This window comes from Nonomuraea sp. NPDC050536, from assembly GCF_044457685.1.
Lineage (GTDB): Bacteria > Actinomycetota > Actinomycetes > Streptosporangiales > Streptosporangiaceae > Nonomuraea.
In genome coordinates this window covers 172,418-193,713 of record NZ_JBITHD010000005.1, presented here as the reverse complement: position 1 = coordinate 193,713, position 21,296 = coordinate 172,418, and the positions used below count along the sequence as shown (strand labels likewise).

Genomic DNA, 21,296 nt, shown 5'->3' with positions numbered 1-21,296 from the left:
CCGTGGAAGGATTGACAGCATGCGACTGTTCGGGCGCAAGGGCGAAGAGGAAGAGCCGGTCGAGCCTGCCGACCGCATTGCCGGATTCTGGCAGTGGTGGGAGGCCACCAGGCCTGAGCTCGACGCCATGGTGGCGGCCGAGGAGGCCGAGCGGCTGTCGGAGAGGCTGGCGCCCGCGGTGGCCGCCGTCCATCCCGGGCTGGTCTACGAGGTGGCGCCGGGCAGGAACGCCATCCACGCGCTGGTCGTGACGGCCGCGGGCGACGCCGAATTGCGCTCGCTGGCGCACCGGTGGGCCAAGGCCGCGCCCGAGCCCGACATGCTGTGGGAGTTCCACCCCTCGCGCCAGGCCAACCCGCAGGCGCTCGAGCTCACGCTCAGCGTGGGCGGGTTCGAGTTCTCGCTGGACAAGCTGATGTTCGGGCTGCGCGTGCCGCCCGGCACGATCCGGGTCGACGTGGCGGCCTACCATCCGATCTTCGGCGAGCTGGACGAGGAGACCCGGCTGGAGGCCACGCTGCTGGCGCTCGACTGGCTGCTCGGCGAGGACGACGTGGCGCGCTGGGTGGGCGAGATCACCCCGGCCACGTTCCAGCCCATCGACTCCGTGCCCGCCGTCCACCTGCCCGCCGTGGTGGCGGATGTGGCCTCCGGCTACGAGGACGAGCAGTGGGCGCTGCTCGAGGGCCAGACGGCCAGCGGGGCGCCGCTGATCGCCACGGCCCGCTACCCGCTGCGGCCCGTCGACTACCCGCTTTACGACCAGCTCATCACGATCACGCTGCCGTACGCGCACCGCGACGAGAACGGGCTGCCCGTCGGCGACTCGCTGACCGCGCTGCGCGACTTCGAGGAACGGCTGGCGGCCAGGCTCACCAAGCCGCACGCCGAGGCGGTGCTCGCGGCCCATCTGAGCGCCGAGAGCACCCGGGTCATCCACGTCTACGCCGATCCGACCGGCGACGCGGCCATCCACGCCAAGGAGCTGATCGTGAGCTGGGAGCAGGGCGAACCCCGCGTGGACGTCTCCGCCGACCCCGCCTGGACCGCGGTCGCGCCCTTCCTGTCCTAGCCTGCCCGGGCGCTAGCTGAGGCCGGCGCGGCGGGCGCGCTCGACGACGCCGGGCAGGACCTCGACCAGGCGGTCGACGTCCTGCTTGGTCGAGGTGTGCCCGAGCGTGAAGCGCAGCGAGCCCCTGGCCGAGGCGGTGTCGGCGCCCATCGCCAGCAGCACGTGCGAGGGCTGGGCCACGCCCGCCGAGCAGGCCGACCCGGTGGAGCACTCCACGCCCTTGGCGTCCAGCAGCATCAGCAGCGCGTCGCCTTCGCAGCCGGGGAAGGAGAAGTGCGCGTTGCCGGGCAGCCGGTCGACCGGGTCGCCGTTGAGCAGGACGTCGGGGACGGCCTGCCGTACCCGCTCGATGAGGTCGTCGCGCAGCGCGGTCAGCCGCTTGTTGAGCGCCTCCTGGCCCTTGGTGGCGGTCTGTACGGCTGCCGCCAGCCCGGCGATCGCGGGCGCGTCGAGCGTGCCGGAGCGCACGTCGCGCTCCTGGCCGCCGCCGTGCAGCACGGAGACCGGTGTCAGCCCCCTGGCCAGCAGCAGCACGCCGACGCCCATCGGGCCGCCGAGCTTGTGGCCGGTCAGCGTGAGCGCGTCGGCGCCCGACTCGGCGAACGACACCGGCAGCTGGCCGACCGCCTGCACGGCGTCGGTGTGGAAGGGGATGCCGTGGTCGTGCGCGACGGCCGCCAGCACGCGCACGGGCTGGACGGTGCCGACCTCGTTGTTGGCCCACATCACGCTGACCATCGCCACGTCGTCGGGGGCCCGTTCGATCGCGGCCCTGAGCGTGTCGGGGTGCAGCCTGCCGTACTCGTCGACCTCCAGCAGCTCGACCTCGGCGCCCTGGCTGGTGGACAGCCAGTGGGCGGGGTCGAGCGCGGCGTGGTGCTCGATCGAGCTGATCAGCAGGCGCTTCCTGGGCCGGCGCGACCAGTACAGGCCCTTGATGGCCAGGTTGTCGGCCTCGGTGCCGCCGGAGGTGAACACGACCTCGCTGGGGCGGGCGCCGAGCGCGTCGGCGATGGCCTCGCGCGACTCCTCGACCACCCTGCGCACCTGGCGGCCGGCCGCGTGCAGTGAGGAGGCGTTGCCGACCCGGCCGAGTTGTTCCGTCATCGCCTCGATGGCCTCGGGCAGCATCGGCGTGGTCGCCGCGTGATCAAGATAGGCCGACGTCACGTGCTCAGGGTATCTCGTTTGCAACTGTACCGTCCGGACGGTACAGTTGAGGCATGAGGAGAGACGAGCTACTGGACGCGGCGGAGGGCCTGCTGTGCGACCAGGGTTCGGAGGCCCTCACCCTGGCGGCCGTCGCCGAGCGCGCCGGAGTGAGCAAGGGCGGGCTCCTCTACCACTTCGCCAGCAAGGAAGCCCTGATCAAGGGCATGGTCGAACGCCTGATCGGCGAGTTCGACGAGCTGCTGGCGACCTCACCGGGCGACACCTACACCAAACGATACCTGGCGGCCACGCTCACGGCCGTCAGGGCCGGCAAGCTGCGACGATGGGCCGTCGTCACCGGGGCGTCAGGGAACGTGTTCCTGCTGACGCCGCTCCGGGAGGCGATGGCCCGCTGGCACCGCGAGGGCCTGTCATCAGAGCCCGACCCGGTGGCCTCGTCGATCGTGCGCCTGGCGTGTGAGGGCCTGTGGGACGTGGCCAGCCACGACCCCGACACCCACTCGGAAGCCGACCTCGAGGCTCTCGAGGCCCGCCTCCTCGCCATGCTTTGACACGCTCTCCGGCGTGAACGCCGAAGATTCTGGCCTGTGCCGCTCGCGCGACACTTCCGTGGCTTCCTGCTTCACTGACCCGCGCCACCGGAGTGGTCTTACCGGGTCTCCACAGGCTTTCGGATCTTCCGATCCCGTTCCCGCCCGTCCGGCGGTACCTAACACGATCAACTTACCAGGCGCCGATTCGCCCCGAGGGCGAATCGGCTTGCCGTACCGGCTCAAGCGGGCCGACCCCAAGTAACCCCACTGAAGAAGCAACAACCCTGAGAGGTGCACCCCATGACCCGCAACCTGAGGACCGCCCGCAACGGCGCGATCCTCACCTTCGTCCTGGCCGGACTGATGGTCGGCACGATGACCGTGCGCATCCCCGCCATGACCGACAAACTCGGCCTGTCCGAGTCCGCCGTCGGTCTGATCCTGCTCGCGTGGGGTCTGGGCGCGCTGGTCACCATGCAGTCCATGCGCGGCGTCATGGCGAGAGCGGGCAGCAGAGCGGTGCTCAGAATCGGCGGCCCGCTGACCGCGTTGAGCCTGGTCGGGGTGGGCCTGGCGCCGAACGTGCCGACGCTGATGGCCGCCGCGGCGCTGTTCGGGATGGCCTTCGGCACGGTCGACATCGCGATGAACGCCCAGGGCTCCACCGTGGAGCAGGCCTACGGCAGGCCGCTGATGAACGGTATGCACGCCGGCTGGTGCGTGGGCGCCATCTCGGCGGGCGGCCTCGGAAGCCTGTCCATCGCGCTTGGCGTGCCGTTCACCCTGCACCTGACCCTGATCGGCCTGGTGTCCGTCCCGCTGACGGTCGCGATCGGCCGCACCTACCTGCCCGAGCGGCCCGTCGCGCAGACGGCCGAGCAGGCCCGCCGGCGGATGCCGCCCATCGTCTACCTGCTGGGCGCGATCATGTTCTTCGCGTTCATGGTCGAGGGCACGGTCGCCGACTGGAACGGCCTGTTCATGCGTGACAGCCTGGGCGCGCCGGAGGCGCTGGCGGCTCTCGGCTACCCGGTGTTCGAGGTGGGCATGCTGGTGGCCAGGCTGTCGGGCGACCGGATCAGGTCGCGGTTCGGCGCGCGCGGCATGATGACCGTGTCAGGGCTGGCCACGGCCGGGTTCTTCGCGGTCGTGCTGCTGGCTCCGACGCCTCTGGTGGCGGTCTTCGCGATGTTCTTCGTGGGGCTTGGCGTGGCTACGATCTCGCCGATGACGCTGTCGCTGGCGGGCACTGCCACCGGCAACCCCGGCCCGGCGATCGCCCAGGCGGGCGCCATGGGCTACGCGGGCCTGCTGCTCGGCCCGGTCGTGATCGGCTTCCTCACGGACGTCACGTCGCTGCGCACCGCGCTCGGCCTGGCCATCGTGCTCGGCGTCCTGATCACGATCGCCGCCCGCTTCCTGCCCCGCCGCGAGCACACCACGGTCATCACCTTCCCTGCCGAAGCCGAACCCGCTCGCGAGCGCGTCGCCGCCTGAGACGCCGGCGTACGGCAGGCCAGTCCGCCACGTGGCGCGCATCGGCCCGCCGTACGGCCGGGACATTTGTCCTGAGTAGGACAGGACAGCCCCCACTGACCGGTACGCGGTGGGGGCTGGCACGCTAGGGGCCATGTCCAGGGTCCCCCTCGCCTCCATCGCGGTCGTCGCCGTCACGGCCGTGCCCAGCCTGCTCCAGTTCGCCGTCCCGGGGCTGGAGCCGGCGCTCATGCGCGATCCGGCCGCCATCTCGCACGGCGAGTGGTGGCGGCTGGCGACGGCGCTCGTCGTCCAGGACGGCGGCCTGTTCGGCACCGTCTTCAACCTGGCGACGCTGGCCGTGCTGGCCTTCCTGGCCGAGCGCACGCTGGGGCCCGCGCGGATGCTCCTGCTGTACGTCACGGGCGCCGTCGTCGGCGAGGCCACCGGGTACCTGCTGGGCGTGGCGGGCGCCGGCAACTCGATCACCGTCTGCGCCCTGGCGGGCGGCCTGGCCGTCGCCGCCGACCGCCTGGCCGCCTCCGTGGCGGCCTTCTACGCCGTGGTGATGGCCGTCTCCCAGCTCTTCCCCAGCTCGCTGATCGCGCTCGTCATCGTGTCCGCGGCGGCCTTCCAGCTGGTCAACCTGCGTGCCCGCATCCCGGCGTGGGCTTTCCCCGCCCTGGCGGGCGTCGCGGGCCTGGCTCTCGCGGCCTTCGCCAACCTCCACGGCCCGCCCGTGCTGGCGGGGATGGTCGCCGGATGGCTCGTCACCGCGCGCCGTACCAGGGCCCAGGTGGCCTGAGCGGGCAAAGCGAAGCGGCGCCGCGGAGAACCGCGGCGCCGCTTCGTGTGATCGCAGAGGCTACTTGCGCTTCCTGACCTCTTCGGTCAGCTGCGGGACCACCTGGTGGAGGTCTCCGACCACGCCGTAGTCGGCGAGCTCGAAGATGGGCGCCTCCGGGTCCTTGTTGATCGCGACGATCGTCTTGGCCGTCTGCATGCCCGCCCGGTGCTGGATCGCGCCCGAGATGCCGGCCGCGATGTACAGCTGCGGCGAGACGGTCTTGCCCGTCTGGCCGACCTGGAACTGGTGCGGGTACCAGCCGGCGTCCGTGGCGGCGCGGGAGGCGCCGACAGCGGCGCCCAGGGCGTCCGCGAGGCCCTCGATGACCGAGAAGTTCTCGGCCGAGCCGACGCCGCGGCCGCCGGAGACCACGATGGCGGCCTCCGTCAGCTCGGGACGGGCGCCCTTGTCCTGCTTGACCCTGTCCACGATCTTGGCGGCCTTGGCGCCTTCGGACAGGGACAGCGAGACCTCCTCGACCGCGCCGGCCCCGGCGGCGGGCGCGGGGGCCGTGGAGTTGGGGCGTACCGCCACGATCGGGGTGCCCTTGGCCACGCGCGACCGGACGTTGACGCCGCCGCCGAAGATGGACTGGTCGGCGACGAATCCCTCACCCAGGCCGACGGCGTCGGTGATGACGCCCGAGTCGGTCTTGACGGCCAGGCGACCGGCGATCTCCTTGCCCTCGGCGGTCGAGGCGACCAGGACCGCGGCGGGCGACTTGTCCGCCACGAGCTGGGCCAGCAGCTCGGCGCGGGGCGCCACCACGTAGTCGACCACGTCGGACGACGGGGCGTTGTAGACCTTCTCGGCGCCGTACTCGGCCAGCTTGGCCGTGGCGGCGTCGGTCAGGCCGGGACCCGCCCAGACGGCGGACGGGGAGCCGAGCGAGCGGGCCAGGGTCAGCAGCTCCAGCGTGACCTTCTTGACCTCGCCGTCGACCTGCTCGACGAGAACGAGAATCTCCGACATATCAGCAAACTCCCGCTTCTCAGATGAACTTCTTGGACGCGAGGAAGTCGGCGGCCTTCGCGCCACCGTCGCCCTCGTCCTTGACGATCGTGCCCGCGGCGCGCGGCGGCGCGGCGGCGAAGTCCACCACCTCCGACCACGCGGCACCAAGCCCGACAAGGCCACCGTCGGCCGCGACGTCGGCGACGCCGAGAGTCTCCACCGGCTTCTTCTTGGCCGCCATGATCCCCTTGAACGAGGGGTAGCGCGGCTCGTTGATCTTCTCGACCACGGACACGACGGCGGGCAGCGAGGCCTCGACCTTGTCGTAGCCGTAGTCGGTGATCCGCTGGATCGAGATCGACGAGCCGTCGACGTCGACCTTGTTGGCCAGCGTGAGCTGCGGCACGCCGAGCCGCTCGGCCAGCATGGCCGGCAGCATGCCGGTACGCGCGTCGGTCGACTCGGAACCCAGGATCACCAGGTCGAAGCCGATCCGCTGCAGGGCCTGCGCCATCGCGTAGGAGGTCGACAGCGCGTCGGAGCCGTGCAGCGCGTCGTCGGTGAGGTGCACGGCCTTGTCGGCGCCCATGGCCAGGGCCTTGCGGATGGTCTCGGTGGCCTTGGCGGGACCCATGGTGAGGACGGTGACCTCACCGCCGTGGGCCTCCTTGAGCTTCAGCGCCTCCTCGACCGCGTACTCGTCAAGCTCGTTCACCACGCCGTCGACGGCGTCGCGGTCGAGCGTCTTGTCATCGGACCGGAGCTTGCGCTCGGTCGCCGTGTCGGGGACCTGCTTCACGCAGACGACGATGTTCATGGCCGGTGGCCGACCTCCCGTAATCGCATGCTCGGAAAACTCGCTGTCCAGACTGCCAGGTGCCCTACCCAAGTCACCACCTGGGGGGGCTCCCCACGGCCATGTTACCCATGAGTAGCTTCAGGGCGAACCAGCAGCTCGGACCACGATACCGAACTTTGTTCGGGAGCCTGACTATGGCCCCCATCGGAAAACGCGATCAGGACGAGACCAGGAACACGATGGCCACGACGACGGCCGTACCGGCGAACAGCGCCAGCGTGAACGTGCTGAAGAAGGTGCTCAGCCCGAAGCACAGCGCGGCGGTGCCCGCGATGCTGAGCAGGTCCACCACCATGCGCGAGGTCCTGTAGGGGCTGCGGGAGAACAGCGCGACCCCGGCGTCCGCCATGATCGCCAGCGCGTAGACGGCCAGCATGAACAGCGCCACCTCGGGCAGCGGCACCCGCGCCGCCGCGGCGAGCAGCGACACGAACAGGCCGGACCCGATCACCCAGCGCCTGCGCACCTGCTCCCGGTGTATCGCCCTGGACTCCTCCACGGACCTGCGCCGCGGCACCTGACCCGGCCGCCACTCGCGGGTGGCCAGATCCTCGATCCTGGGCTGCACCGCCGTACCGGAGCCGACGGGGGCGGCGAGATGGCGGCCGCGGGGCTCCGCGCTGACGCCGAGCCGGGCGCAGATCTGCGCGGCCGTCGGCCGCGCAGCCGGATCCGTGGCCAGGCATTCGCGCAGCAGCGGCGCCAGCCACTCGGGCACCCCGTCCAGGTCGGGCTCGTGATGGACGACCCGGTAGGCGACCGCTGACGCCGGCCCCTGCCCGTACGGCTGGCGCCCGGTAGCGGCGTAGGCCAGCGTCGCCCCGAACGCGAAGACGTCGGTCTCCGGACCCGACGCCCGCCCCTCGAGCACCTCGGGAGCCAGGTATCCGGGCGTCCCCACGACGGCGCCGGAGGCGGTCACCGACAGCGAGTCGAGCGCCGAGGCGATGCCGAAGTCGATGACGACCGGCTCACCCTCGCTCATCATCACGTTGGCCGGCTTGAGATCGCGGTGCACCACGCCCGCCTCGTGCATGTCGAGCAGCGCCGCCGCCAGCCCGGTCGCCAGCAGGTGCAGGTCGGCCACGGGCAGCGGCACCGCACTGAGCGGCTTGCCCTGGACGTAGCGGGTCACCAGGTACGGCCTGGCCGCCTCGAGCGAGGCGTCGAGCACCTCGGCCACGTGCGCACCGCGGACCCGGCGCATGGTCTCGACCTCGCGGTGCAGCCGGGCCAGCGCGGCGCCGTCGGCGGCCACGTGCGGGTGGAGCAGCTTGACCGCGACCGTGCGGCCCTCGGGGTCGAGTGCCAGGTGCACCTCGCCGAAACCGCCCGAGCCGAGCCTGGAGAGCAACTGGTAGGGGCCGAGGTGCTCACTCATACCCTTCCTCCTCCCCCGGGAACGCCTCCGGCGAACTCAGGACCAAGGTGAGAGGAAACCCAGCCCGGTGCTGTGCAACAGGTCGTCGACCAGGCCGGTGAGCACCCCGATGGTGCTGTCCTGCGCGCTCCTGGTCAGCTGCCTGATCACGGTCTCCGGCGCCTTCCACGGCGCCCAGGTCGGGTCCTGGCTCATCGCGAACAGGACCGCGAAGAGCGCGGCCGTGCCGACGACGACGATGCCGATCAGCGCCGCACCCGGCGAGCGCAGGACGCCGGTCAGCGTACGCGTGACCGCCTTGCGCGGCGCCCCGCCGCCGGGCAGCACGAACAGCCCCAGCGTGAAGGCGCCGGCGGCGTAGGAGGCCGCCTCGTTGACGGGCATCTGGCCGCCCCAGCGCAGCACGCCCCACACGCAGACGCCGAACAGGATCGACAGCGGCACGTGCAGCACGGTCACCGCGGTGGCCTTGACCAGCGCCCACGGCGTGCCGACCACCGCCAGCAGCGGGTCGGCGGCGCTGCTGCCGCGGATCTGCCGGCGGCTGACCAGGTCGCCGAACAGGTACTCGCCCACCCGCAGCACCAGCGCGACGGCCACCGAGACGGCGCCCATCACGACCGGCATCATCACGGTCAGCGCGACCAGCGTGACCAGGAGCAGCATGCCGATGACCTGGCTGCCGACCAGGTAGCGCTTGCGCTCGGCAGGAGGCGCCGGCGGCGTGTACGTCCGAGGCTGAGGCTGAGGCTGGCGCGGTGCCGGGTATCCGGCCACCCGCTGGTCGGCGCGCGGCGCCGGCACCGGAGGCCTGGCCTGGACGGGCGCGGGCACGTAGGGCGGCGGCTTCTCCACAACGGGAGGCGGCGGCGCCGCCTTGGCGTACTCCACGGGCGGCAGCAGGTCCGAGTACGTCTCGCTGACCGGCAGCCGCTTGGTCCCGTTGGGCGTCGTCGGCTGGTGGAAGGTCGATTCGTGGAAGGAGGTCACCGTCGGGTCGAGCTGCCTGGCCGTCCGCAGCAGCTCGTGCGCGCTGGGCCGGCGGCCGGGGTCGACCTGCAGGGCCCGCGACAGCCACCCGCGCAGCCACGCCGGGGCCCTGTCGAGCTGGGCCCGGCCTTCCATGATGTTGAAACAGACCGCCTCGAAGGTCCCCGTGCCGAACGGCGGGGCCCCGACGGCGGCGAAGAACACCGTGGAGGCCAGCGCGTGCACGTCGGCCGCCTGGGTGATCTCGGAGTCGCGGATGATCTCCGGCGCCAGGTAGCCCGGCGTGCCGACGAACATCCCGGTCTGGGTGAGCCGGGTGGCGTTGACCAGGTGCGCGATGCCGAAGTCGATGACCAGCGGCTCGTCGCCGACCAGCATGACGTTGGACGGCTTGAAGTCGCGGTGGACCACCTCGGCCGCGTGGATGGCGACCAGGGCCTGACAGAGCCCGTTGACCAGCCTGATCAGCTGACGCGGCTCGAGCGGGCCCGACTCCAGGACGATGTCCTCCAGCGTGCGGCCGGGTGCGAAGCGGGTCACGACGTACGGCTGGCCGCCCACGAGCTCGGCGTCGACCACCTCGGCCACGTACTGGCTGCGGACCCGGCGCATGGTCTCGACCTCGCGGGTCAGCCGGTCGCGGGCCTTGAGGTCGGCGGCCACGTGCGGGTGCAGCACCTTGATGGCGACCTCGCGGCCCTCCACGTCGATGCCCAGGTGGACGACACCCATGCCGCCCTCACCGATCTTCCTGACCAGCCGGTACGGCCCCAGCCTGGACTGCGCCTGGATGCCGCTCATCGCCTTCGTCCCCGCATCATTTCCCCGAACTGCCATTCAGCCCCCTGAGCTGCGTCACAAGCGTCTCCACGCTCACTGGCGCCCATATGGCCTCCCTCGGCGGTCTGGCCCCGAACGTGCTGTAAGCGAGGATCAGGGAGAGCGCGGCCCCCGCCGCGAAAACTCCCGCCATCACCATCGCTGCTGCTCTCGAGGGTACGAGGGATGAGAGCGTTCTGCGCATTTGTCTGCTAGGTCCCTCTACTCCGGGACCCGCGCAGAGTGTCCACAGGGCGATCGCCACACCCCACGCCAGCGCGTTGTGCGGCTCCATCTTCAGCACCACCGTGAGCAGCAGTGTCACGGGCAGGCCGAGGATGGCGGCGTAGAGCACCAGGGCGAGCGTGATGCCCACCGACTTGGCCAGCGCCTGGGGGTGACCGAGGACGCGCAGCACGTCCACCGCGGCCGAACCGGCCGACCTGCGGGCGATGAGCGCCGGCTGGGCCAGGTCGGCGGCGCGCAGCAGGATCGCCACGGGGATCGCCACTATCGCGACCAGCGTCGGCGCCAGCGTCGCCAGCACGATCATGATGATCAGCAGCATCGCGCCCGCCACGCCGTACGCCTTGGAACGCTGCAGGGCCTGGCCCGGCAGCGCGCCGGGGATGAACGGCTCGCGCCGGGTGCGCGGGTCGGGCATCGGCTGCTGCTGGTGGTGCTGTTGCTGCTGGTGATGCGGCTGGGCGTGCTGCTGCGACTGGAGGTGCGGCTGCGACTGGGCCTGCACGGGGATGTAGGGCGACGGCGGTTGCGGCGTGTCGGACCTGACCCGCCGCGTGGGCACGTCGCTCTCCGGCGGCGGCATCGCGTGGCCGTGGTTGTTGGCCTGCGGCCACGGCTGGCTGGCCGGGGTGCCCTCACGCTGCATCTGCCGCAGCTCCTCCGGGGTCACCCGGCGGGTGGGCCACGGGTCGCCGTCCTGGCCAGGCAGCAGCGAGACGAAGGGCTGGTCCTGCGGCGCCGGCGGCGCAGGCGCGGGCTGGTGCACCTGCTCGCGCGGCGTGACCGGAGGCGTGGCCATCTCCGCCGGCGGCTCGGTGCGGTCGGTGCGCGGCACCGTCGAGATCTCGTCCACCACGTTGGTCTGCGACCTGGGCAGCATCCTGGCCGTCTGCTCGGCCAGTTCCGCGGCCTTGGGCCGCTTGCTCGGGTTGCGCTGGAAGGCGGCCTTGAGCAGCGGCTGCAGGGCCGCGGGCGCGGCGCTGACGTCGGCCTTGCCCGCGGTGATGTTGTAGAAGATCATCTCCAGCGTGCCCTTGCCGAAGGGCGGCTGGCCGGTGCCCGAGTACAGCAGCGTGCCCGCCCAGGCGTGGATGTCCACCTCGGGCCCGGCCTCCTGGCCCTCGATGATCTCGGGGGCGAGGTATCCGGGCGTGCCGATGAACATGCCGGTCTGCGTCAGCCGGGTGGCGTCGACGGCCTGCGCGATGCCGAAGTCGATCAGGACAGGCTCGCCGTCCAGGATGAGCACGTTGCCCGGCTTGAGGTCACGGTGGATCACGCCGACGGAGTGAACGGCGGCCAGCGCCGTGGCCACGCCGTGGGCGATCCTGATCAGGGCGGGCAGGTCGAGCGGCCCGTCCTCCTTGACGATCTCGTCGAGCGGGCGTCCGGGGACGTAACGGGTGACGATGTAGGGCCGATGACCGGTCACGTCGGCGTCGAGGACCTCGGCGATGTACTTGCTGCGGACCCGGCGCATGGTCTCGACCTCGCGCGACAGGCGCCGCCGCGCCACCTCGTCCCCCGCCACCTCGGAGCGCAGGACCTTGACCGCCACCTGCCTGCCCTGCGGATCCACGGCGAGGTGGACAACACCCATTCCGCCTTCACCTAGCCGCCTGAGCAGCCGGTAAGGGCCAAGTCGGTCATCGTTCATGGCATGAAGCACCATACCGGCTTAATCACCGCCCACGAGATGAACCATGAGGCCACATTCCCACTCGCACAACGTCCAGGAACGCCTGATCGGTTTCCCATCACACGGTCTCGATATCGTCACGCCCGCTCGATCCTTCGCCGGCATCGTTCCTCACCCTCTTGGACCGAGCTCCTGCGTTCAGTTGGCCAGGGCGAGCACCTCTGCTCCCTTGAGCCCGGCGAGCGTCGCCCCCGGCACGGCGAGCTTGGATCTGCGCACCCCGCTGCCGATGACCGCCCAGTCGAGCGCGGCGACGTTGACGTCCACCAGGATCGGCCAGTCCTCCGGCAGTCCGATCGGGGTGATGCCGCCGTACTCCATCCCGGTGAGCTCCACCGCCTGATCCATCGGCGCGAAGCTCGCCTTGCGCGCGTCCAGGTGCTTGCGTACGACGCCGTTCACGTCCACCCGCATCGTCGCGAGCACCATGCACGCCGCGTACCGCGTCTCGCCGCCCCTCTTGGTCGCGACGATCACGCAGTTGGCCGACGCCTCCGGTGCCACGCCGTAGCGATCGCAGAACGCCGCGGTGTCGGCCAGCTCCGGGTCGATCTCCGCGACCTCGGCCTCCTGTACGGCACGCCGTACGGGATCGGCCAGGAGATCCGGCCTGTCGCTCGCTCGCACCCACACCAGTTTCTCATTCATCACCAAGGACCCTACGTCACGCGGACTGCAACACCCGCTGGTGCAGCTGGGTGACCGCGCTGCGGGCGGACTCCATGGCGCCCGCCTGCCAGGCGATCAGATGTGTCAGCCAGTCGCCCGCGAGGTAAACCCTCCCGCTGGGTCGTTGCAGAAGAGTGAACGACGAATCAAAGGCCGGCCAGCGCACCCAGCCTCCCTGGATGTGCTCCTGCCGGTCCCAGGCGATCGAGACGCTGGACTGCAGGTCCCTGCCGTACTTGTCGCCGTGGATCTTCCTGCCCTGGGTGAGTGCTCTGCGCCTGCGGTCCTCGGGGGTGAGCGCGCCGTACAGCTCGGCTTCCTTCTCGGAGGTGTAGTAGCCGACGATCAGGCCGCGCTCGGAGTGGAAGCCGTAGGAGGGGTACCAGATGTGCGTGATGTCCAGGTCGGTCTCGGTGATGCCGCCGTAGATGCGGTCCTCCAGCTCCCACCACCGCCTGCCGTACTCCAGCCCGATCTTGCCGGCGGCGACCGGGACGGGCGTCCTGAGCGCGGAGGTGACGGCGGCGCCCAGGTTGTGCGGAACCCTGGCCAGCACGTGCGGCGGGAGCGTGGCGATGCAGTAGTCGGCCTTGAACTCGCCGCCGTCCCAGGTCACCTGGACGCCGTCGGGCAGGTTCGTGATCTTGTTGACCTTGACGCCGGTCCGGATGCGGTCCTCGCCGACGGCCTGCTTGAGCCTGGTGACGATGGCGTCCATGCCGCCGACGGGCTGGAACATGGGGGTGGCCTGGTCGTAGCCGAAGTCGTTGGTGATCGCCCTGCCGGTGCCCGCGGCCAGGACCTGCTGGAGGGTGCCGGGGGGCGCGACCGGCGTGCCGCCGTCCGTCGTTGGATATTTCATGAAACCGCGGCGGGTGGAGCCTTCGTAGTCGAGCTTGGGACCCAGGTCGCCGAAGCGGCGCAGGAACTCCAGCAGCCGTTCCCTGTCGTCCCTGGTGAGCCGCCTGTCGAGCCGGCCGGCGTTGGTGGCCTTGGCCAGCAGCTCGGCGATGTATCCGTACATGTCGGCGCGGGCGGCGCGGGCCCTGACGGTCTGGCCGTGGGTGTTCACGTAGGCCTGCGCGTTGTTGTTGATGAACGGCTCGATGGGGACGCCCAGCTCGCGGCAGTAGTCCAGGGTCACCATCCACTGGGCGATCCGTCCGGGTCCGGCGTTGAAGTAGACGCCGTCGCCGAACCTGACCTCCTGCGTGGGTCCGTTCATCTCGGCCAGGCGGTCGCCGCCGCGCAGCGTCCTGTTCCTGCCGCCGGCGCGGTCACTCGCCTCCAGCAGCGTGCAGTCGTAGCCGGCCTTGCCCAGCTCGTAGGCGGCGATCAGGCCCGCCACGCCCGCGCCCAGGATGACCACCTTCGCGGCGCCCTTCCCGGTCAGGTGGAAGTCACTCTTCTGCGGGGGGGTGTACGCCTTGTCCTGCTCGCTCGGCGCCAGGCCGAGCGCGCCCATCGCCGCGTACATCGCGCCCGCGCCGCCGGCCGCGCCGATCCCGACCAGCAGCCCGCGTCGTGTCAGCGCCTGCACGCCGCTCTCCTCTGTGCTGTCGTACGGCAAGCCGCCCTTCCGCCATGCATGGTGCGTGGTCAGCCGTAGGGGCCGGCGTTGCAGGCCACCTGGCCCGCGATGGAGGCGAAGAGCCCGAACAGGGCCATGATCTGGGGGAACTCGTCCGTGGTGAACTCCGTGTGGCGGGGACCCGCGAGCTTGACGCCGGGGATGAGGGAGACGGCGCTGGCGATGGCGGTGGAGTTCCACTCGACGCCGAGCGTGTAGGGGGCGGGCTCCACGTAGGGCGTGAAGTCCGTCAGGCGGTCGAGCGCCCGCGCGGTGGCCTCGCGGATGCGGGCCTGGGCGAGCGCGGGCGGCAGGAGCTCGGCGGAGAACTTGTCGATGCCCTTCTTGACCGCGACCGTCTCGACGTCGCCGAGCAGCGCCCTGGCCTCTTCACCGACCGCCTCGTCGCCGGTCACCAGGACCACCGGCACCCCGTGGTAGCCGGCGCAGGCCGCCACGACGCGGGTCTCGCCGCAGGCCGTGCCGTTCAGGTAGACGTTCTGGATCTCCTTGCCCATCCACGTGTGGTTGAGCACCCCGTCGGGGACCCCGGCCATGGCGTGGTAGCCGACGAAGCAGGCCGCGTCGAAGGTGCCGTCGAGGCCGTGGGCCATGCGCTGGGCCTTGCCAGGGCCGCGGATGAGCGTGGCCCGCGGGTCGAGCAGGTCGATGCGGAGGTTCTTGGTGGAGCCGTGCGCGTCGTTGACCAGCACGGCGCCGGCTCCGGCGTCGTAGGCGCCGTGGACGGCCGCGTTGGCGTCGGCGGTCATGAGCTCGCATCCGCGCTCGTAGCCGCGCTTGCCCGCGTGCATCTCCTCCGGATCGGTCAGCCCGGTCACACCCTCCATGTCCACCGACAGGTAGACCCTCACGTGCCCCACTCCTCCACCTTGCGGACCTCCTCGGGCGTCATCAGCCCCACCTCGGCGGTCATGAACTCACGGACCTGCGCCCGCCAGCGATCGGGGATCTCCTCCAGCGCCGGCGGGTAGCAGTGGTCGAGCCACGACGTCGACTCCAGCGACGCGTCGAAGTACTCCGCGGCTCCGCCGAAGAGGCTCGACTCGATCCCCGGCACCCTGGCCAGGCCGTACTCGACCATCTCCTGCCCGCCGTACGGCGGCGGCCGCAGCCACTTGCGCGCCACCGGCCGGTCGGCGGTCAGCGGCGTGTCCAGCGGCCGGCCCTCGACGGCGGCCTGGATGAGCTCCTTGTACAGGCACTTGCCGCAGGTACGGCACGGCCCGTCGACCCCGCGCAGGCACCACCGCAGCTGGTCCTTCAGCGGCGAGTTCAGCGCCAGCCGCATCGTCACGGCCTCGCTCACCCCGCCCACCGGCAGCACGATGTGGACCCCCGCCGCCGCGAACAGCCGGCCCCACGCGCCGTGCGGCGCCCACATCGGGTTGTCCGGCGTGAAGCGCAGCAGGTAACGGTCGCCGCCCAGCCAGCGCGAGCCCAGCTCGTAGCCGAAGGCCAGCCCGCCCAGGTCCAGTTCGTCGGCCAGCAGCAGCGCCCCGGCCGCGACGGCGTGGTGCTCCGGGTACCCGGGCCGCGGCTCGGCCAGCGTGAACTCCAGGTCCGACGAGACCACCGTGAGCTCCCGCCCGGTCTGCGCGGCCAGCCTGGCCAGCACGTCCGAGCGGTAGTGCGACCACCGGTTCGGCACCCGCGGATGCGAGACCCGCTTGAAGTGCACGAACGGCGCCTCGGGCAGGATCGCCGCCGCCGCCACGGAGTCCGCGCCGCCGCTGTAGGAGATCGCCAGCACCGATCCGGTACGGCGTGCCGTACCGGAGACCGGGCCCGCCTCGATCCCCCAGCCGTCGTGCAGCGCCGCGGCCAGCTCGGGCGAGACGCCCCGGTCGAAGGCGATCCGGCGCCGGGTCCAGGGGGCGACGATCGTCCAGGCCGCGACCGCGTACAGGTCGGGATGGGCGTCGGCGGGCACGCCGTGGACGTGGCAGGTGTTGGTGGCCAGCTTGACCGGGTGATCGTCGGCGGCCCTGCCGGTGATCTCGTCCTCGGGGTCGAGGCGGAACACCAGCTCGTCGCCGGACCAGGTCACGCGCATGGTTGCCGCTCCCCGCGCAGCTCGTCGATGGCCTGCCAGATGAGCACCTCGTTCTGCAGGACCCCGTCCAGCGCCTTGGCCGTCTCCTCGGCCAGGCGCCGGGTGTCCTGGTCAGCCTTGGGCGCGGGCACGGGCGCGGAGGCGGCCCTGCGCAGCCGCTGGACCTCCGCCTGCAGGGTGGTCACCTCGCGGCGGAGCGTCTGTACCTCCCAGAGGGCGTCGCGGATGTCCTGCCGGTGGTCGGCGATCGAGATGTAGCGGGAGTCGAACCACGAGCGCACGACCTTGCGCAGCCGTGCGGGGACCAGGACGCGCAACATGAAAAGTCACGATACTGGGAAATTCCCGATCAGCGGCCCGTGAACTTCGGCCTGTTCTTCTCCATGAAGGCGCGCATGCCGACCTTGGCGTCGTCGGTGGCGAACATCCCGGAGAACTGCAGCCGCTCGATCTCCAGCCCGGTCTCCAGGTCGGTCTCCAGGCCCCGGTCGACGGCCTGCTTGGCGGCCCGCAGCGCGACCGCCGGCCCGTCGACGAAGGTCGCGGCCCACTCCAGCGCCGCGGTGTACACCTCGGCGTCGTCCACCACCCGGTCCACCAGCCCCAGCTCGAGGGCCTCGGCGGCGGACACGTGCCGGCCGCTGAAGATCAGGTCCTTGGCCTTGGCGGGGCCGATGAGGCGCGGCAGGCGCTGTGAGCCGCCCGCGCCCGGAATGAGGCCGAGCAGGATCTCGGGCTGGCCGAGCTTGGCGGACTCGCCCGCGACCCTGAAGTCGGCGCACAGGGCCAGCTCGCACCCGCCGCCGAGCGCGTAGCCGGTGATCGCGGCGATGACGGGCTTGCCGATCTGGGCGACCGCGTTGAAGCAGTCCTGCAGCTCGCCGGAGCGGGCGGACATCTCCGCGTAGGACATGTCGGCCATCTCTTTGATGTCCACCCCGGCGGCGAACACCCGGGCGCCTCCGTAGACGACCACGGCGTGCACGTCGGCATCGGCGTCCACGGCGAGGGCACTCGCGCGGAGCTCGCGCTGCATCTGCGCGTTGAGCGCGTTCATCTTCGGCCGGCCCAGCTCGATGGTCGCGATGTGGTCGGCCACCTCGACGCCTACGAATTCACCCATGGTCTCGACCCTACAAGTGACCCGCCGGGCCTCACAGCACCGCCTTGCTGAGGTACGGCGAGCTGCGGTGCTGGCGGCGCACCAGTTCCACCAGGTCGGTCTCCGGCGCCCAGCCGATCAGCGAGCGCAGCCGCCGCGTGTCGGCCAGGGAGTCCCCCGGCTCGACCGGCGAGGCGGGGACGACCTCGCAGGTGATCTCCGCCCGGGTGACCTCGGCGACCGCCTGGATCATCGCCGCCAGGCTCATTCCCCTGCCCGTGCCGATGTTCACGATCCCGGGGACGCCCGTGAGGTCGATCAGGGCGCGGGCAACCTGGCGGACGTCGGTCACGTCGCGGGTGCGCTCGAGCGAGCCGAGGACCCGCAGCGGCCGGCCCGCCTCGGCGGCGGACAGCCACGTCGCCAGCGCCATGTCGGGGCGCTGGCCCTCGCCGGCGACCGTGAACGGGCGGGCGATGGTGACCGGGCGGCCGGCGCACAGGCGTTCCATGGCCAGCTTGCTCTCCGCGTAGCCGCCGATCGGGCGGGGGCGGTCGGATTCCCTCGACGGGCGGCCGTGTCTGGCCCCGCCGTACACCGAGCTGGAGGACGTGACCACAAGCGGGACGTCGGGGGGCGTGAGCGCGAGCACCCGGGCGGCGGCCAGCACGTTGTCGCGGTGGCGGCACGCGGCGACCGCGGGGCCCTCCTGGCGCACGCCGGGGCGGCCCGCCAGATGGTAGACGGCGTCGGCGTGCAACGGCGCGCGCAGATCGAGGATGTCGCTGCCCACGATGGTGAGGCCCGGTCTGGGAGACTGGGGGCGGCGGTCGATGCCGATCACCTGCTCGCCCGCCGCGAGCAGGGCGTCGACGAGGGCCTGGCCGATGAATCCCGCGGACCCGGTCACGATCGCCGTCACTTGCCACACCATAAGGCGTTAACGACTGAAAAATTCCTTCGCAAAGCTCTCGCCTAAGAAAGAAAATGTTGAGACGCTGACTGCGCCAAGCACCCCCTCAGTCAAGGAGCGGTACATGCGCAGAGCGTTGGCGATCGCGGCGATCGCCGTCCTGCCATTAGCGAACGTGACCGCCGCGCGGGCCGAGGAGCCCGGCGACCGTCAGCAGGCGTTCACCACCGCGGCCAAGGAGTTCCAGGTTCCGGAGAGCGTCCTGCTCGGCGTGTCCTACCTGGAGTCGCGCTGGGACGCGCACGCGGGACAGCCCAGCAACGAGGCCGGATTCGGGCCGATGCACCTGACGGACGCCGAGGCGTTCACGGGCACCAACCACCACGGCGACGGGGAGGAGGACGCACGCGGCGACGACAGCAGGCCACTCGCGCCCGTGGCTCAAGCCGCTCCCGTCACCGAGATCCCGGCCTCGCTCAAGACCATGGACAAGGCGGCCGAGCTGACCGGCGCCAGCCACGAGCAGCTGCGCACCGACGCGGCGGCCAACATCCGCGGCGGCGCGGCGCTGCTGGCCTCCTACCAGAAGGAGCTGGGCGCGCCGCTGAGCGACGACCCGGCCCAGTGGTACGGGGCGGTCGCCCGCTACTCGGGGGCCGACAACCAGGACGCGGCCAAGGCCTTCGCCGACGAGGTGTACACCACGATCAAGCAGGGCACCGAGCGGGTCACCGACGACGGGCAGCGGGTCACGCTGCCGCCGATCCCCGACGTCGGCGAGATCCTGAAGTGGCTGGAGAAGCTGGGACTTCCCATGCCGCGCAAGGACGGCGTGGAATGCCCGATGTCGGTGTCCTGCGAGTGGATCCCGTCGGGCTACGCGCAGCTGCCCGGCGACGACTACGGACACTACGACCTGGGCAACCGGCCGGTCACCCAGAAGATCGACTACATCGTCATCCACGACATGGAGGGCTACTTCCTCCCGTCGATCAAGCTGAACCAGGACCCCGCCTACGGCGCGAGCTGGCAGTACTCGATCCGCTCCACCGACGGCCACATCGCCCAGCACATCAAGGCCAAGGACGTCGCCTGGCAGGCGGGCAACTGGTACATCAACGCCAAGTCCATCGGCATCGAGCACGAGGGCTTCCTGGCCGAAGGCGGCACCTGGTACACCGAGGCGATGTACCGGGCCTCGGCCAAGCTGGTGCGCTACCTGGCGTTGCGCAACGGCGTCCCGCTGGACCGGGCGCACATCCTGGGCCACGACAACGTGCCGGGCACCACGCCGGCCACCGTCAGGGGCATGCACGAGGACCCGGGCCCGTTCTGGGACTGGGCGCACTACTTCGAGCTGCTCGGCGCCCCGCTGCACCCCTTCGGCGGCCCCCGCTCCGGATCGATCATGATCAAGCCGGACTTCGCCACCAACAAGCCGTACTACTACGGCTGCGACCGCAAGAACCCGGAAGCCCCCTGCCCGCCCACCCCGTCGGCGGCCGTCTGGCTTCGCACCGAGCCGCGCGCTGACGCGCCGCTGGTCAAGGACATCGGCAAGCACCCGACCGGCAACCACGACTCGCTCTACAGCGTCTACGACCACAGCGCCCGCGCCACCACCGGCCAGCGCTTCGCCGTCGCCGACCGCCAGGGCGACTGGACCGCCATCTGGTACCTCGACCAGAAGGCCTGGTTCTACAACCCGGCCTCCGCGCCGACCGCGGTCCCGTCCATGGGCCTGGTCGTCACGCCCAAGCCGGGCGCCGCCTCGGTCCCGGTGTACGGCAGGGCCTATCCGGAGGCCGAGGCCTACCCGTCAGGAGTCCCCGTCCAGTCGGTCGTGCCGCTGCAGTACACGTTCTCCGCCGGGGAGAAGTACACCCTGGCAGGGGCCGCCCCGGCCGAGTACTTCTACGCGGTCACCTTCGACGGCTCCCGGCACACGGTCGTGCGCGGCAAGACCAAGTACCTGGAGATCCAGTTCGGCCACCGCGTGATGTTCGTCAAGGCTGACGACGTGCAGGTGTCGTTCTCCGGGTGAACTCCTCGACGGCGCGCCTGGTGCTCTGCAACGCCTCCTGCGAGGAGTCGAACGTGCGCTGGGCGACGCCGACGAACACGCAGTCGACGACGAGGAGCTGGCTGATACGGCTGGCCAGCGCCCCGGGGCGGAATTCCGTCTCGCGGCCCGCCGAGATCAGCACGTGCTCGGCCAGCTCCGCGATGCTGGAGCGGGGGTTGTTGGTGATCGCCACCGTGGTGGCGCCCGCCTCCGCCGCCCGCCTGATCGGCTCCAGCACGTCAGGCGTCTCGCCACTGGTGGAGATGCCGATCGCCACGTCGCCGGGCTTCAGCAGGACGGCGCTGGTCAGGGCCAGGTGGGCGTCCTGGAAGCCGTGACTGGACAGGCCGATGCGCAGCAGCTTCTGCGCCATGTCCTCGGCCACCAGGCCGGAGGCGCCCACGCCGTAGGCGTCGACCCGGCGGGCGTCCGCGATCGCCTCGACCACCAGGCCCAGGCGTTCGGAGGTCAGCTGGGCCACCGTGTCGTTGATGGCCTCCGACTCGGCCCTGGCGACCTTCTGTATCACCTCCGACAGAGGGTCGTCGGGCGCCAGGTCACCGGGGACCAGCCGGTCCGGCTGCGCCGCAGCGGCAGCCAGGGCCAGCCTCAGCTGCGGATACCCGGCGAAGCCGAGCAGCCGCGCGGTCCTGACGATCGTCGCCTCGCTGGTGCCCGACGCGGCGGACAGCTCGGTGATCGTGCTCCGCGCCACCGTCGCGGGGTCTTCCAGGATCAGGCGGGCAACGGTCTGCGCGGCGGGCGTCAAGGACGGCAGGACACCGCGGACCGTGGCCACCAGTGTGTCGGCCCGCAGGCCGTTCCCCTTGTCGTCCACGTGCCGATTATGCCGC

Annotated in this window: 19 protein-coding genes; 5 read left to right on the top strand and 14 right to left on the bottom strand. The window is 71.3% G+C overall.

Going from position 1 to position 21,296, the window contains the following annotated elements; translation table 11 throughout:
* Positions 1 to 19 precede the first annotated feature (19 nt).
* Entirely contained in the window at positions 20 to 1,072 is a 1,053-nt protein-coding gene (locus ACIBHX_RS16875; RefSeq protein WP_397068004.1) for a DUF695 domain-containing protein, read from the top strand.
* 12 nt (positions 1,073 to 1,084) lie between these two features.
* Here the strand turns inward: ACIBHX_RS16875 and ACIBHX_RS16870 are convergent, their stop codons facing one another.
* Positions 1,085 to 2,242 (bottom strand): cysteine desulfurase family protein, encoded by a 1,158-nt coding sequence (locus ACIBHX_RS16870; protein WP_397068003.1) that lies wholly within the window; start codon positions 2,240 to 2,242, stop codon positions 1,085 to 1,087.
* A 53-nt stretch (positions 2,243 to 2,295) separates the two neighbouring features.
* Here ACIBHX_RS16870 and ACIBHX_RS16865 point away from each other — a divergent pair, with 53 nt between their 5' ends.
* From ACIBHX_RS16865 to ACIBHX_RS16855, 3 genes are all read left to right on the top strand, one after another.
* On the top strand, positions 2,296 to 2,796 hold the full coding sequence (locus ACIBHX_RS16865; RefSeq protein WP_397068002.1) for a TetR/AcrR family transcriptional regulator: 501 nt from the start codon (positions 2,296 to 2,298) through the stop codon (positions 2,794 to 2,796).
* Between the two features lie 282 nt (positions 2,797 to 3,078).
* A complete protein-coding gene (locus tag ACIBHX_RS16860) occupies positions 3,079 to 4,275 on the top strand; it encodes an MFS transporter (protein WP_397068001.1) in 1,197 nt (398 codons plus the stop codon).
* A gap of 133 nt (positions 4,276 to 4,408) precedes the next feature.
* Entirely contained in the window at positions 4,409 to 5,059 is a 651-nt protein-coding gene (locus ACIBHX_RS16855; protein ID WP_397068000.1) for a rhomboid family intramembrane serine protease, read from the top strand.
* Positions 5,060 to 5,119: 60 nt separating this feature from the next.
* Here the strand turns inward: ACIBHX_RS16855 and ACIBHX_RS16850 are convergent, their stop codons facing one another.
* The 12 genes from ACIBHX_RS16850 to ACIBHX_RS16795 form a co-directional block, all read right to left on the bottom strand.
* Entirely contained in the window at positions 5,120 to 6,073 is a 954-nt protein-coding gene (locus ACIBHX_RS16850; RefSeq protein ID WP_397067999.1) for an electron transfer flavoprotein subunit alpha/FixB family protein, read from the bottom strand.
* Positions 6,074 to 6,092: 19 nt separating this feature from the next.
* Positions 6,093 to 6,872, bottom strand: a complete 780-nt coding sequence (locus ACIBHX_RS16845; RefSeq protein WP_397067998.1) for an electron transfer flavoprotein subunit beta/FixA family protein — start codon at positions 6,870 to 6,872, stop codon at positions 6,093 to 6,095.
* 199 nt (positions 6,873 to 7,071) lie between these two features.
* Positions 7,072 to 8,295, bottom strand: a complete 1,224-nt coding sequence (locus tag ACIBHX_RS16840) for a serine/threonine-protein kinase (protein WP_397067997.1) — start codon at positions 8,293 to 8,295, stop codon at positions 7,072 to 7,074.
* A 36-nt stretch (positions 8,296 to 8,331) separates the two neighbouring features.
* Positions 8,332 to 10,086: a serine/threonine-protein kinase gene (locus ACIBHX_RS16835; RefSeq protein ID WP_397067996.1), complete on the bottom strand. Its 1,755-nt coding sequence runs from the start codon at positions 10,084 to 10,086 to the stop codon at positions 8,332 to 8,334.
* A gap of 16 nt (positions 10,087 to 10,102) precedes the next feature.
* Complete coding sequence (locus ACIBHX_RS16830) at positions 10,103 to 12,007, bottom strand: serine/threonine-protein kinase (protein ID WP_397067995.1); 1,905 nt, start codon at positions 12,005 to 12,007, stop codon at positions 10,103 to 10,105.
* Between the two features lie 180 nt (positions 12,008 to 12,187).
* On the bottom strand, positions 12,188 to 12,697 hold the full coding sequence (locus tag ACIBHX_RS16825) for a YbaK/EbsC family protein (protein ID WP_397067994.1): 510 nt from the start codon (positions 12,695 to 12,697) through the stop codon (positions 12,188 to 12,190).
* Between the two features lie 16 nt (positions 12,698 to 12,713).
* Positions 12,714 to 14,258: a flavin monoamine oxidase family protein gene (locus ACIBHX_RS16820; RefSeq protein ID WP_397067993.1), complete on the bottom strand. Its 1,545-nt coding sequence runs from the start codon at positions 14,256 to 14,258 to the stop codon at positions 12,714 to 12,716.
* 59 nt (positions 14,259 to 14,317) lie between these two features.
* A complete protein-coding gene (locus ACIBHX_RS16815; protein ID WP_397067992.1) occupies positions 14,318 to 15,160 on the bottom strand; it encodes a M55 family metallopeptidase in 843 nt (280 codons plus the stop codon).
* The gene (locus ACIBHX_RS16810) at positions 15,157 to 16,362 is read right to left on the bottom strand and encodes a DUF6395 domain-containing protein (protein ID WP_397067991.1); all 1,206 of its coding nucleotides are present in this window, start codon (positions 16,360 to 16,362) and stop codon (positions 15,157 to 15,159) included. Before ACIBHX_RS16810 ends, ACIBHX_RS16815 begins: the two co-directional genes overlap by 4 nt.
* On the bottom strand, positions 16,353 to 16,682 hold the full coding sequence (locus ACIBHX_RS16805; protein WP_397067990.1) for a hypothetical protein: 330 nt from the start codon (positions 16,680 to 16,682) through the stop codon (positions 16,353 to 16,355). Before ACIBHX_RS16805 ends, ACIBHX_RS16810 begins: the two co-directional genes overlap by 10 nt.
* 29 nt (positions 16,683 to 16,711) lie before the next feature.
* A complete protein-coding gene (locus ACIBHX_RS16800) occupies positions 16,712 to 17,485 on the bottom strand; it encodes an enoyl-CoA hydratase/isomerase family protein (RefSeq protein ID WP_397067989.1) in 774 nt (257 codons plus the stop codon).
* 31 nt (positions 17,486 to 17,516) lie between these two features.
* A complete protein-coding gene (locus tag ACIBHX_RS16795) occupies positions 17,517 to 18,386 on the bottom strand; it encodes an NAD-dependent epimerase/dehydratase family protein (RefSeq protein ID WP_397067988.1) in 870 nt (289 codons plus the stop codon).
* A gap of 115 nt (positions 18,387 to 18,501) precedes the next feature.
* On the opposite strand from ACIBHX_RS16795, the gene ACIBHX_RS16790 reads away from it, so the two are divergent.
* A complete protein-coding gene (locus tag ACIBHX_RS16790; RefSeq protein ID WP_397067987.1) occupies positions 18,502 to 20,421 on the top strand; it encodes an N-acetylmuramoyl-L-alanine amidase in 1,920 nt (639 codons plus the stop codon).
* On the opposite strand, the gene ACIBHX_RS16785 is transcribed toward ACIBHX_RS16790, so the two are convergent.
* Entirely contained in the window at positions 20,384 to 21,280 is an 897-nt protein-coding gene (locus ACIBHX_RS16785) for a MurR/RpiR family transcriptional regulator (RefSeq protein ID WP_397067986.1), read from the bottom strand. The genes ACIBHX_RS16790 and ACIBHX_RS16785 overlap by 38 nt on opposite strands.
* Between the last annotated feature and the right edge of the window lie 16 nt (positions 21,281 to 21,296).